This is a genomic window from Dokdonia sp. R86516 (assembly GCF_044596715.1).
In the GTDB taxonomy this organism is placed as follows: Bacteria; Bacteroidota; Bacteroidia; order Flavobacteriales; family Flavobacteriaceae; genus Dokdonia.
Window position 1 is genome coordinate 815,146 of the sequence record NZ_CP138998.1, and the last position, 13,713, is coordinate 828,858.

The following is a 13,713-nucleotide window of genomic DNA, read 5'->3' on the forward strand; positions in this document are numbered from 1 at the left end:
ATAAGGGTGTTCTCAGACAAGCTAAAAATAGCTGATTTTAAACACATTGATGATTTATAAACGTGAAATATTACCTTGGGAGGTGTGGTTATAATTGCAACGCAAATGTTAAAAAACATCGTATGTTTCTATTTAACATTTGGCAGATATTTAACTTTTATCAAAGCTATATTCTCTTTCCACCTTGCATATTCTCACCGTATAGTTATCGTACCAGTCTGACTTTCCCATACGTTGCGCGCCTTGATGCTCTGCTTGGGCTTTCCATCTTGCAATGTCTTCTAGCGAGCGCCAGTATGATACAGTAATGCCTAGGTGGTCACTATCATTTCTAGCTCCCTCTACTCCCAGAAAACCAGGCATTGTTACGGCCAGCTCCTCCATAAGATCTGCTGCTTGTTTATAGCCTCTTGTGCTACTGGTTTGTGTAGACGTAAAGATTACAGCGTAGTAAGGTGGTTGCATTATTCTGTTTCAATTTTATATAAAATGGGTTTACTAGGTGTGGCATCATTTTCAAAAGAGGCAATCTGGAGATTAAGAAGATACGTCCCGTCTGGAACTTTATGCGGCACATAGATCATCTCTGTAATGGTTGCATCTAGTCGTATCTCACCATTTACATCCCAAAACGCGTGATGCCCCTTGAGCTCTCCACCATCCTTCTCTTTATCTACACTAGGTAAATCTATGAGGAGGTGTTTTATACCGCTTTCGCGAAAGCGTACCATCGCCCTCTCATCTACAAATGGCCAGTTTGTGTTAGACCAGTTCATTGTTTTCTTTTCGCGTGCGTTAGGCAATGTGCGTATGACCAAAGCTTCTGGTGATTTATCTTTAAGTAGGTTTTTAAACTGCTTATCACTTAGTATAAAATCATCATCTTCATTAACAAGCGGCTCTGGTATGACTGTCACCAACTCTGCAATAAAGAAAAATGTTTTGAGATTTTTATTAATGCTATGCACCTTTTCTGTGATATGTCCAGCGGTCTCTGTATGCGTGCCGTGAGAATGTGGGTTAAAGGTGATGGTAGTAAAATTTACATCGCCTCCCTTGCGCACACTTCCTACCCACTCGCCATCTGTGACTGTCTCAAACTTAGGCGGGTCAATATACCAAGCCAGCGGATTCTTCTTAGAAGTAAGGGGAATCGAGAGATCAATGGGTTTTGAAAGATTGACCTTAAAAGTTTCTTTATTATGAGTTATAGTTGCAAGCATAGCGTAATTCAAAAGAAAACTAAAGATAAAAATACTCTATTGATTTACCTAGAGTACTTAAACTCATTGCAACGAGTTAGGCTACTTTAAGTTGAGTATAAATAAGTCACTTGCAATACCATCGCTTAAAAACTTTCCTTTTTTACTCACATAAACCCTATCTTCTTCTATAAAAAGCAAATGTTCCTCTATGTGTTTTTGAGCGTATTCTAAAAAGTAGTTATAAAAACGCTCACCATATTGTGCTTTTATCTCAAGTAAAGAAACTCCATACTGTGTGCGCAATCTCGTCATTACATACTCATTGTACTGGTCTGTGAGCGAGAGCTCCTCTACCTCTTGAGGTAGCTCTCCAGCAGCGATTGCCTTTATGTACTTTGGGTTGTTATTTATATTCCAGGCGCGGCGCTTACCGTCATAGCTATGTGCAGAAGGACCTATACCTATGTACTTTTTCCCTTGCCAGTATGCCGTATTATTTCTAGAATGATAACCTGGTTTTGCAAAGTTTGAAAACTCGTAATTCTCATAACCAGCAGCTTCCATCTTACGTATTAATAGCTCGTGATGCTCTTGTGCCACCTCATCTTCTACCGGAGGTACAATTCCTTTTTTAATAAAATTTTCTAGGGCCGTCTTAGGCTCTACCGTAAGCGCGTAGGCAGATATATGAGGGAGGTCTAGCGCTAGCGCTTTATCTATATTCTGCTCCCAGCGCTCATTACTCATCCCAGGGATTCCATAAATAAGATCTAGCGAACTGTTAGGAAAGCTTGCTCTTGTTAATCTCAGGCAATCTATTGCCTCTTGAGCATTATGAGCACGGTTCATTAATTTGAGATCTTCTTCATAAAATGATTGTACGCCTATACTCAATCTATTAATGGGCGATGCTGCGAGCTCTCTTATTTTTTGCTCAGTAAGATCGTCTGGATTTGCTTCTAGGGTAATCTCTGGATCTTCTTGAATCTTGTAATGTGCGTAGCAAGCATCTATAATTTGTTCAATCTCTGCAGTGTTTAAGACAGAAGGTGTCCCACCGCCAAAATAAAGATTAGACACCTCATCATTTTCAAACTCGGCTTTACGTATCTCAAGTTCGCTTATGATAGCCGTTATCATTTCCTCTTTTTTACCCATTGTAGTCGAAAAGTGAAAATCACAATAGTGACACGCCTGCTTGCAAAATGGTATGTGGATGTAGATGGATGCCATAAGATCTAAAGAAATATCACTTCTTAACTCGTTTTTCATTTTGCTTTACAAAGCTCTCCCAGCCCGAGTAACTCTTACCTATTTCTACTTTTCCAGAATTATAAAAGTGACACACTGCTGCGGCAAGACCATCTGTAGAGTCTAAGTTTTTAGGCAAGGTTTTAAGTTTTAGTAAAGACTGTAGCATTCTTGCCACCTGCTCCTTACTTGCATTACCGTTTCCAGTAACTGCCATTTTAATCTTTTTAGGGAGGTACTCTGTGATAGGGATTTCTCGAGATAAACCTGCTGCCATCGCCACTCCTTGTGCTCTACCTAGCTTGAGCATACTTTGTACATTCTTGCCAAAAAACGGTGCCTCTATCGCAATCTCATCTGGGTGATACGTATCTATGAGATGTATGGTGCGCTCAAAAATGAGCTTGAGCTTCACATAAGGATCATTATACTTTTGTAACAATAACTCATTGAGTTGCATAAACTCCATCTTTTTACCCACAACCTTGATAAGTCCAAAACCCATAATTGTGGTTCCAGGATCAATACCTAATATGATTTTTTCGTCTGCCAATGCTTTTATTGTTACTTTGTGCTCATCCTTAACAAAGAAATGAATGCCTAGATTATCTCACAAAGCTACGCAATTACTCTGGGCGACTCTTAAGATTCTCATTGTACTACTGGCTGGCTATTTTATTTATGACAAACTAGATCGCGGTGATTTACGGTCGCTACAATTTCAGCTTTCCGAAATTAGTACATCATCGTTATATTTCTATATTATAATCATACTATTATTTACCGCTACCAACTGGTTTTTTGAAATCAAGAAATGGCAAACTCTAGTGAGTATATATAGATTAGTACGCTTTCGCGAAAGCGCAATACAAATCCTCACCGCTCACCTCGTAGGGTTTGTAACTCCTGCCAAAGCTGGTGACTATGGTGCAAAGGCTCTCTATTACCCAAAAGAGCAACGCAAGCAGATACTCATCTTAAACTTTATAGGCAATATGTATCAGCTGCTGGCAACGCTTATTTTTGGGAGCATTGGCTTAGGAGTTATTGCCTTTTTCACTAGTGGGACAGCGATATTCTTTTGGAGTTTGAGCATATTTATGGCACTCGTGTTGTACCAGATACTTCCTAAAATACTACGAAGTGTACACTGGACACTCAAGGGAAATCCTTGGTATAAAATCAAGAAGTATTGGAAATCTATTGCTGCACCCATCAAAAAGAAAGTGCGCCTGTTTTCCTTTATACGATATATTATTTTTGCACATCAGTTTTACCTCATTCTCTACCTGCTAGGTGCAACCACAAGTTATCCTTTTGTAATGGCGTGTATTTGTGCTACCTACCTTGTGAGCTCGCTCATACCTGTAATGCAGTTACTAGACGTTGTGGTACGCGGTGGTTTGGCTGTTCTCATTTTTGGCTTGTTTAATGTACCCGAAGAGATTGTATTAAGTACTGTACTTTTAATGTGGCTGCTCAATGTAGTAGTACCGCTATTACCTGGTGCCTACTTTTTACTCGTGCAAAAGCAAACAAGCAACATAAAGACAGTATAATGATCTGGATGCTGTTTTTTGTTTTCTTGCTCTATGGAATTATCATCCTCGGGTTTGCGCTTGAGATTAATCGCGCTGGCACGTTCTCACAAACTTGTGACGCTACAACTACCACATTTACCGTTATTGTACCCTTTAGAAATGAAGAAGCGCATCTTACTAACTTGCTGCAATCACTAGCCGAGGTTGACTATCCACAAAACAGCTGGGAAATCATCTTAGTAAATGATGCCTCTACAGACAACTCTCTCGAGGTCATAAATAAGTGTATATCGCGATATGCGCTTACAAACATTGATGTTATAGACAACGTGCGCACCTCTGCATCACCAAAAAAAGATGCACTCCAGACCGCCATCCATACCAGTAAACACCAGTGGATTGTGACCACAGATGCCGACTGTACCGTGCCCGTAAACTGGCTCAACACATTAGACGCTATAATACATAAACAATCACCACTTATGGTTATTATGCCCGTTGCTATTGCGACCACCCCTCAGCCTTCGTTTCTAACTGCCTATGAGCAATTAGACTTTTTAAGTCTTATGGGCGCAACCGCCGGAAGCTTTTATATGGGCTTACCTTTTTTATGTAACGGAGCAAATCTCGCTTATGAAAAAGAAGCCTTTACAGCCGTTCAAGGCTTTGCAAATAATAATCATATCGCTAGTGGAGATGATCATTTTTTACTCGAAAAATTTCAAGAGAAATTTAAAAATAGGATAAGCTATTTACGCTCTCCAGATGCTATTGTAACCACACAGCCTCAAGAGCAGTGGAAAATATTTATAGCACAGCGCACACGCTGGGCTGCAAAGTCTAGTGCTTATACCTTTTGGTTCTCAAAGCTAATGGGGATTCTTGTTTTGGGTGTTAATCTTTTAAGTGTTGTGGGAGTTTTTTATTACGCTTTCGCGAAAGCGGAAACCCAATCCATCATACTAATAGGCTTAGTCATAAAACTAGTGGTTGATGTTATCCTCATTGCCACCGAAGCTTCTTTTTATAACCGAAAAAGTTATTTAAAATGGTATCCAGTTGTGATGATTTGTTACCCGTTTTTAAGTACTTATATAGCCGTAAAATCGCTTACTAGTAGTTACCAATGGAAAGGTCGCAACTACAAGCAATAGTTTGTGGTGCCTTACAATTACTCCACTTTTAAAACTACTGGGATTTTAAATTTTGTCTTTACGGGCACTCCTTGCTTGGTAGCTGCTTTAGCTTGAGGAAGTTGTTTGGCCGCTTCATGAATCCACTGCTCTAGTTTTGGGATTTCTGCGCGTATTTCTGGTGTAATGGCGAGTGTATCAATACAGTATTTACCTTTTTCATTTACCACAAAATTGACTACAAGCGTATCGTTGATCACTCTATTTACAACAATTGTGTGTTTACCAAAGGACTCGTAAAACGTACTCGTTACTGTCTCTTCAAAACACACTCTCAAGGCTTCTCCTTCTGCTTGTGAGCTACATGTATCAAAAGTAGGATAGCCGTCCACTTTATGGAGATCTATGGCCTTCCAACTTTCTGAAAGATACTCCGAAGATGAGATCTTTTTTGTTTCTATACGGTCGCAAGAAGTCATTACAGCTATTGCTGTAATTATTACTAAACCACGATATAATAAGCCTCTCATACGTACTTCGAAAGTACGATTTTTAAATTTCGTTTAAAAGTGCTGTAAATGGGTTAGTCCTGCGCTTTTTTTGCTTCAAAAATTTCTCTTTTGAGTATTATAATTCTCTCTTTAGCTATTCTTATCAAATATGGCTTTGATTTTGATTTTTCAGATTGAGCCACAAACTTCTCATACAATTGGACAACCTCTTCCTTATCTTCATAATAATTATCGGCTGCTACGGCAATCGCATATACGGCATCAAGGTTATCAGGATCTTCTTTAACTGCTAGTTGATAATGCTTCATTGCCTTAGTGAACTCTTTCTTAAACTCGTAAGCTCTACCTAACGTAAAGTACACATCATCAAGCGGCAAATCTTTATACCTAAGCGCTTTGGTCGAATAATCAACGGCCTTATCGTATTCTCTGTTAAAGTTATATAACCTAGCAAGGGTTATAAGTGTACCCCAGTCTTCGTCATCATAAGCGAGTACTTTTTCATAAGCTTCTATAGCCTCTGGATACATTCTTTTCTCGTAGTAGGCACGCCCTAGTTTATTTCTCACAAACGCAGTATCCATGCCTAAATCTAGTAATTTATTAAACCACGCTATGGCCTCAACCCACCATCCTTTTATGTAATAATTTTGAGCTAGAATATTAGTTATCTTAATATTCTCTGGGTAACTCTCAAGTGCTTTCTCAGAAATCTTTTCTACGACATCGTATTCTTTATGACTTAAATGATGTAATGCAAGTTCATACATGGCATTTTGGTGAGTAGAATCTAGCTGCACTGCCTTGGCAAAAGCTTTTTCTGAAGTGTCTATCTTTTCATTATCTACTTTTCTATTTAAAACTAAGGTATCCTTGACCGCAGTCTTTTTAAGCGCTCGCCCCCATTGATAGTAATACTCAGGATTGGTAGGGAATCTCTTTGCTAAATCAGAAAAAATTGAGTCTGCAAGATGATGCTTTGACTTTGACAGTAATAATCTACCGTACTCTGTTTGAGCTATGGGTTGCCTGTCATTAAGCTCTAACGACTTTTTATAATACAAAAGCGCGTCAGTTTTCACTCCTTTACTGTTATAGGCTCTTGCTATTTGCAAATATGTTCTAGCCGAAGGATTTTTTATAGATTCATACTGAGCAATTGCCTGTGTATAATCTCCCACAGCATATAAACTATCTGCAATAGCCAAAGCCGGAGCTTGTGCACCGGCTTTTGAAAATGCTATGATACTTAAAAGTATAATTAGTTTTCTCATAGGTTACTCTGCTATTTTAAACGTAATAGGTAAGCTATAAAGGACTCCTACTTCTTCACCATTGTGTTTACCAGGTTTCATTTTTGGCAACATAGAAATTACACGCTGTGCTTCTGCATCAAGATCTGGGTGTGGTGAGCGAGTTCTTAGATTTGTGACGTATCCATTTTTATCAATTCTAAAACTTGCAAAAATTCTGTTAGTACCCTTGAGATTTAGCTCCTTGCCTAATGCAACATTAAAGTTAGAATTTACCAAGACACCTACTTTCTGAGACATACAATCTCTACGTTGCTCATTTGAAGTGAGTGACTCACATCCAGGAAATACTGGAACTTCATCTATGACTGTAAATGGGATATTTCCGTTCTCATCGACATCATACACAACCTCTTCTTCTACAACCTCTATTAATTCGTCGTCATCTTTACTCATATTAAAAGTATGCACAGATGTTCCTTTTGTTTTTTTGGCTGATGTCATACTTAGATCATTGATCATTTGAGATTCTGTTTTTGAAAGGTTCTCTTTTTGCTCTATTAGCAATTGTAGTTCACTTATTTTTTCCTCTAGTGATTGATTTTCTACCAGCTCATTATCCTCACTACATGAAACATAGACTAACATTCCTAAAACTAATGGAACAATAAAGGCATACTTGATTAACGCACTCTTTTTTGACTTTGATTTTTGTAACATAATAATTCGATTTTTGATTAATGATTGATTGAAAAATGTATTTGTAAAAGAAAGGTTATTAGTGCCAAAGGCAGTATTTAATAACTCTTCGTAGTATACTTTTTTTGATGAGGCTGCTGTTGCTTTTTGATCGGCTAAGTATTCATGTACGGTGCTTATCAGTTTTTGATTGAAATATATCAATGGGTTGAACCAAAAGATGATTTTCATAATCTCAAAAAAGATAAGATCCCAAGTATGCCCCTGTTTTGCGTGTATCTGTTCGTGGGTAAGGATTTGCTTTCGCGAAAGCGTATCTATATCCTCTCCAATAAATATGTACTTAAAAAACGTAAAAGCTTCTGTACTGTTAGGGACATTTATGATGTGCTCCCCACGTCGTTTAAAAGATAGATAGCTAATAAAACTTTTGACCTTTATCACAAGTAGTAATACACTTACTGCCACACCTACGAAGTAAATACTCAACCACGGAATGACAAAGGAGCTTGTTTGTTCTGTTTGGCTCGTAGTTGCTTCAGCTATTACTACTTCTGGTAACATGACAGACATCACCTCTACGGGAACTACGGTTTGTAAACTTGCAATTTTTACAAATGGCAATAAGAGTGCTATGACAGGTGTCAATAGAAGGTAAATTCTATTATATACAAAGAAGGTTTCCTTTCTTAATAGGAGATAATACACTGTTAAGAAAATTGCTTGAAAACAGATGACTTGTATAATGTACGCTATCATATCGCATATTTTAATATGGTTATTCTATTTAATTACTCTGCTATTTGAAATGTAATAGGTAAGCTATACAGAACTCCTACTTCTTCTCCTGCCTGACTTCCGGGTTTCATTTGAGGTAGGTTGTAGATAACTCTTCTAGCCTCTTCTGCAATATCTGGATGCGATGCTCGTGCCTCAACATTATCTACCTGTCCCCTTTTATTAATTCTAAATGAAACAAACACTCTATTAACTCCTGTAAGACCTAGTGGCTTTGCAATACTTGTATTAAAATTAGCACTTACATATTTTGAGACTTTATCTGACATACATGTTTTCTTATCTTCATTTCCTTCTAATTCATTACAACCAGGGTAGGTAGGAACATTATCTATAACTGCAAATGGTATTTCGAGTTCGTCTTGAGTTTCGACAACTTCTACTTCTTCTTTATATATAGCCTGAGAAGTATAAGTATTTGTTAACTTATACTTTTTACGTAGCTCCTCAACTGTGTAAGATTTTATATCAAATTTTTCTTTGAGCTCCACAATGTCATCCTTACTTGAAAACATAAGAAATTTGTTTATGTTTTTGAATACTGCCTCATTCCCTTTTGCTGGATCAAAACCTGTTACATCTAAAGATTTATCGTTTTGTACAGCTTTTATAAACGCTTTCTCATTACTTGCTAATTTTAAGGTATCTATAATTATAATAGAGTAATTAACTTTCTCGTTATTAAAATCACTTTCCATCAATGTAAAATTCTCTCTCTCCACCTCTCCTGATTTACTTGAATTTTGTGCCCAAGACACTTGCACGAGCATTGCTAGTATAAGAGGTGCTATAAGAAAGTACTTGATGAGAGCACTCTTTTTTGATTTTGATTTTTGTAACATAACAATTCGATTTTTGATTAATGATTGATTGAAAAATGTATTTGTAAAAGAAAGGTTATTAGTGCCAAAGGCAGTATTTAATAACTCTTCGTAGTATGCTTTTTTTGATGAGGCTGCTGTTGCTTTTTGATCGGCTAAGTATTCATGAACTGTACTTATCAGTTTTTGATTGAAATATATCAATGGGTTGAACCAAAAGATGATTTTCATAATCTCAAAAAAGATAAGATCCCAAGTATGCCCCTGTTTTGCGTGTATCTGTTCGTGGGTAAGGATTTGCTTTCGCGAAAGCGTATCTATATCCTCTCCAATAAATATGTACTTAAAAAACGTAAAAGCTTCTGTACTGTTAGGGACGTTAATGATGTGCTCCCCACGTCGTTTAAAAGATAGATAGCTAATAAAACTTTTGACCTTTATCACAAGAAGTAATGCACTTACTGCAACACCTGCGAAGTAAATACTCAACCACGGAATGACAAAGGAGCTTGTTTGTTCTGATTGGCTCGTAGTTGCTTCACCTATTACTACTTCTGGTAACATGACAGACATCACCTCTACGGGAACTACGGTTTGTAAACTTGCAATTTTTACAAATGGCAATAAGAGTGCTATTACAGGTGTCAATAGAAGGTAAATTCTATTATATACAAAGAAGGTTTCCTTTCTTAATAGGAGATAATACACTGCTAAGAATATTGCTTGAAAACAGATGACTTGAATTACATATGCTATCATGACTAGTCGTTTTTATTAATTTCCTTAAGTATGGCTTCTAGGTCTTGCACACCTACGTCATTCTTTTTCACAAAGAAGCTTACCATGCTTTTAAAACTTCCATTAAAATAGCTATCCATCATTTTGTGCATAGAATCATTACTATACACCTCTTTTGTAACTAAGGGATAGTATAGGTATCCTCTTCCTTCCTTCTCATGGCCTACAAAGCCCTTATTTTCTAATATTCTTATGATTGTTGAGATGGTGTTGTATGCTGGCTTAGGCTCAGGCATTTGCTCAATGAGTGTTGCTACATTTGCTTTTTTGGCTACCCATAATAGCTGCATCACCTCTTCTTCTGCCTTTGTAAGTTGTTTCATAGTCGAGCTTTATATTCCTCTGAATTACAAAAAATTATAATCCTTATTCGTATTAATTACTCAAATATAACTAAAACATTAGTTTAAACTAATGTTTTAGTTTGAATATTTTAAAGAGACTTTTACATCAACTCGGAGTAAATTAGATATGAAAGCGCAATTATGGCCGTGGTCTAAGTACTTCTTTCTCTATGACAATCTAGATGGTTTTTAAGGACTTGCCAACGGTATTTGCTCAATATATAGAGAGTTGTCACAAAACACCCTTAAATGGCTTTACATTTAATTTCGGCGTATTAATACCAACGCTCTTGCATTGAGTAAAACAATCTGACAGGTAGTAGAAAAATTAAAATAACGCTTTCGCGAAAGCGCACAAATAAAAAAGCCTCCTCTTCAATAGAAAAGGAGGCTTCATATTTTATAAAGACGGTAAGTGCTAGTTACTTATTACTATAAACTCCGAACGTCTGTTAAGTTGATGTTCTTCTTCTGAACATTGAACTCCATTAGAACAAGAATTTACAGGCTGCTTTTCACCGTAACCTTGTCCAGTAATTCTAGATGAGCTTATACCTTGATTAATTATATATGCAACAGTAGACTTTGCTCTTTTATCTGAAAGACTGAGGTTATAAGAATCCTTACCCCTGCTGTCCGTATGAGATCGTGCATCTAATACCATATTAGGATACTCGCGCATCACTGCGATTACTTTTTCTAATTCAAGTGCTGCATCTGGACGAATATTGAATCGATCGAAATCAAAGTAAATAGGATTAAGTTCTAAAACCTTTGCGAGATCATCACCTACATTGATTGGTTTTTTGAGAAGGCTTAACTCCAAATCATTGGTTAGTGTGCCTGTTACATCTGGTGTTGTAGTGATAGCCTCTGCTGTGCTATATTCTTCTTTTGAAGCTCGTATAACGTATTGCTTTACACATGATGCCTCGAATGCATAAGCACCAGCTGCTGTCGCTTGAACCGCTTCTAAAACCGTCCCTTCACTATCTATAAGCTGCACTGTTGCTTCTGGAATAGGATTACCGCTATCTTTATCTGTTACTACACCTACAAGTTTGATATCACATGGTATTTCTTCCTTTAAAAACTTATAAATATCATCACTTCCTTGACCACGTTTACGATTTGAAGCAAAGTAACCTACTTGCGTATCTTCATTTAATATAAATGTAAAGTCATCAAAAGAACTATTAATAGGCTCACCTATATTGCTAATAACTTCTTTTTCATTACTATTTGTTCTCGGCGTTGTTGCAAAGACATCCAGACCTCCAAAACCAGGATGGCCATCAGATCCAAAGTACAACACTCCTTTCGAACTCATAAAAGGAAAAGTCTCTCTTCCTTCTGTGTTTATTGGTCGTCCTAGATTCACAGGGGTTCCTACTGAATCTGTTTCATCTATAGTGGCAACCCATATATCTGAAAGTCCTACCGTCCCAGGCATGTCTGAGGCAAAATATAATTTACTGTCATCTGCATTAAGCGTAGGATGCGCTGTAGAGTACTCATCGCTGTTAAATGGCATTTCTACGGGAGTAGACCACTTTCCATTTACTTTTTTAGACTTATAGATTTTAAGCTTATTAGTTCCATTTTTTGACTTACGGTAATTTCCTTTGTTGAAATTATTTCTAGTGAAGTACACTGTGTTACCATCTTTTGTAAATGCAGTAGTACTCTCGTGAAATTTAGAATTCAGTTCTCTACTAAAAGATTTTGGCTTAGTATAAGACCCTGAGTTTTCACCTACCTTTGATTCATATAAATCTAAGAAAGGCTCATTATTCCATTTGTGAATTTTCTTTGTTGCTCCACCAGTATCACGTGAGGATGCAAAAATTAATTTACCTTCATATTCTGTAGGGGCAAAATCTGAATATCTTGAGTTCATACTACGTATATCTTCTATAGTATACTTACTCTTTTTGTAGTCAATTTTGCTTAGGTAATTTGGCTCTTCTGTAAAAAGTTCAGCTCTTAAGTCATCGCTATTAACATCGTTGAACTTAGCCATCATTTCATCTGCACGATCATAGCTTTTTAAGGCACGTAGTGTTTGAGCGAAACGAAAATAGTATTCTGGCTTTATCTCCTCTGCATAGTTCGTTACAAGTTTATTATACCAAACTTCTGCCTCCACATATTTTGCATTGAAATAGTAACTATCTGCTATTTTTTGAAAAAGATCTGCAGACTTATATCCTTTATCCGCAACTTCCAGATAAATCTTTCTAGCGTCTACAAAGGCATACTGGTCAAACTTTTTATCTGCTTTATCAATTTTTCCTTCTTGAGCATTTAGGGTAAGAACTCCCAAGAATAGGATGCTCAGGCAAAAACAAATTATATTTTTCATCATGTAATCAAATTAGATATACTGCTAAAGTATACGTATTAAAAGAATCTAGGGGTAAGCATTCTATCATACTCATTGAAGAGTTCAAAACGAAGAAACACTTCGAAACTCCCATCATTATAAACAGTTTCTCCAAGATCTGTACTCTCACGATCATAAGCAAGGCCTATAAGCATACTATCTGACACTTGAAAACCTACTAAACCACTTAAGGCTGCGCTCCATCTATAAGCTGCCCCTAGGTGTAATTTTTCCATTACCAAAAAGTTTGCTGTTAGATCTACTTGAAGTGGTGCACCTCCAACTAATTTGACAAGCGTACTAGGCTTAAATTTAAGTTGGTCACTTATATCAAAAGTATATCCCATTATTCCATAATAGTGGATACGCTCCTCTGCAATAAAGCTAGCTGAGTTACTGTTATTACTTTCATCAAAATGCTCTGTTTGAATTAAATTTGGAGCACTCAGACCAGCATAGAATCTGTCAGTATGATAATATAATCCAGCACCAATTACTGGAGAAATTTTATTATCTATATTTTGTGAAAATCTAGGATCAGAAACATCAAACAATGTCAACTTAGAAAAGTCTACATCTAAAACATGACCTCCCGCCTTCAATCCAAAACTTAATCTCCCACTATTAGAAGTATTTATAGTATAGCTAAAGTCTGCACCAATATATGTTTCTTGAGCTGGACCTAGGGCATCATTTACGATAGATAACCCCAATCCTACTTTACCTTCTCCTATGGGTGAGTGGATACTTAAACTCTGTGTTCTAGGTGCACCTTCTAGGCCTACCCACTGACTTCTATGAAGCCCCACAATACTCGTCACACCTCTATTTCCGGCATATGCTGGATTAATAGCTACTGTATTATACATATACTGAGTATACTGCGGATCTTGCTGGGCAGTTATCGTAAATGTATTTAGTACTAGTACTCCAAAAAAAGTAACTGTTAATATTATATTTTTCATATGTAGG

At 37.0% G+C, this 13,713-nt stretch carries 13 protein-coding genes; 2 read left to right on the forward strand and 11 right to left on the reverse strand.

Annotated elements, in window-relative coordinates; genetic code table 11:
- Positions 1-150: 150 nt before the first annotated feature.
- The 4 genes from SJY23_RS03755 to ruvC all read right to left on the reverse strand — a co-directional run bounded on the left by SJY23_RS03755 (position 151) and on the right by ruvC (position 3,009).
- The gene (locus SJY23_RS03755; protein ID WP_396597502.1) at positions 151-465 is read right to left on the reverse strand and encodes an antibiotic biosynthesis monooxygenase family protein; all 315 of its coding nucleotides are present in this window, start codon (positions 463-465) and stop codon (positions 151-153) included.
- Positions 465-1,223, reverse strand: a complete 759-nt coding sequence (locus SJY23_RS03760) for a cyclase family protein (protein WP_396597503.1) — start codon at positions 1,221-1,223, stop codon at positions 465-467. Before SJY23_RS03760 ends, SJY23_RS03755 begins: the two co-directional genes overlap by 1 nt.
- An 81-nt stretch (positions 1,224-1,304) precedes the next feature.
- The gene (gene hemW / locus SJY23_RS03765) at positions 1,305-2,438 is read right to left on the reverse strand and encodes a radical SAM family heme chaperone HemW (RefSeq protein WP_396598093.1); all 1,134 of its coding nucleotides are present in this window, start codon (positions 2,436-2,438) and stop codon (positions 1,305-1,307) included.
- Positions 2,439-2,454: 16 nt separating this feature from the next.
- Positions 2,455-3,009: a crossover junction endodeoxyribonuclease RuvC gene (gene ruvC / locus SJY23_RS03770; protein ID WP_035335461.1), complete on the reverse strand. Its 555-nt coding sequence runs from the start codon at positions 3,007-3,009 to the stop codon at positions 2,455-2,457.
- 43 nt (positions 3,010-3,052) lie between these two features.
- Here ruvC and SJY23_RS03775 point away from each other — a divergent pair, with 43 nt between their 5' ends.
- The gene (locus SJY23_RS03775; protein ID WP_396597504.1) at positions 3,053-4,015 is read left to right on the forward strand and encodes a hypothetical protein; all 963 of its coding nucleotides are present in this window, start codon (positions 3,053-3,055) and stop codon (positions 4,013-4,015) included.
- On the forward strand, positions 4,015-5,151 hold the full coding sequence (locus SJY23_RS03780) for a glycosyltransferase (protein WP_396597505.1): 1,137 nt from the start codon (positions 4,015-4,017) through the stop codon (positions 5,149-5,151). Before SJY23_RS03775 ends, SJY23_RS03780 begins: the two co-directional genes overlap by 1 nt.
- 17 nt (positions 5,152-5,168) lie before the next feature.
- On the opposite strand, the gene SJY23_RS03785 is transcribed toward SJY23_RS03780, so the two are convergent.
- From SJY23_RS03785 to SJY23_RS03815, 7 genes are all read right to left on the reverse strand, one after another.
- A complete protein-coding gene (locus SJY23_RS03785) occupies positions 5,169-5,660 on the reverse strand; it encodes a hypothetical protein (protein ID WP_396597506.1) in 492 nt (163 codons plus the stop codon).
- 53 nt (positions 5,661-5,713) lie between these two features.
- Positions 5,714-6,916, reverse strand: a complete 1,203-nt coding sequence (locus SJY23_RS03790) for a tetratricopeptide repeat protein (protein WP_396597507.1) — start codon at positions 6,914-6,916, stop codon at positions 5,714-5,716.
- A gap of 3 nt (positions 6,917-6,919) precedes the next feature.
- Complete coding sequence (locus SJY23_RS03795; RefSeq protein ID WP_396597508.1) at positions 6,920-8,353, reverse strand: M56 family metallopeptidase; 1,434 nt, start codon at positions 8,351-8,353, stop codon at positions 6,920-6,922.
- Between the two features lie 32 nt (positions 8,354-8,385).
- Entirely contained in the window at positions 8,386-9,972 is a 1,587-nt protein-coding gene (locus SJY23_RS03800; RefSeq protein WP_396597509.1) for a M56 family metallopeptidase, read from the reverse strand.
- Between the two features lie 2 nt (positions 9,973-9,974).
- Positions 9,975-10,334, reverse strand: a complete 360-nt coding sequence (locus tag SJY23_RS03805) for a BlaI/MecI/CopY family transcriptional regulator (RefSeq protein ID WP_035335455.1) — start codon at positions 10,332-10,334, stop codon at positions 9,975-9,977.
- A gap of 439 nt (positions 10,335-10,773) precedes the next feature.
- Positions 10,774-12,723 carry an OmpA family protein gene (locus tag SJY23_RS03810; protein ID WP_396597510.1) on the reverse strand — a complete coding sequence of 650 codons (1,950 nt, stop codon included), beginning with the start codon at positions 12,721-12,723 and terminating at the stop codon, positions 10,774-10,776.
- Between the two features lie 35 nt (positions 12,724-12,758).
- Complete coding sequence (locus SJY23_RS03815; RefSeq protein ID WP_396597511.1) at positions 12,759-13,706, reverse strand: type IX secretion system membrane protein PorP/SprF; 948 nt, start codon at positions 13,704-13,706, stop codon at positions 12,759-12,761.
- Positions 13,707-13,713: the final 7 nt, after the last annotated feature.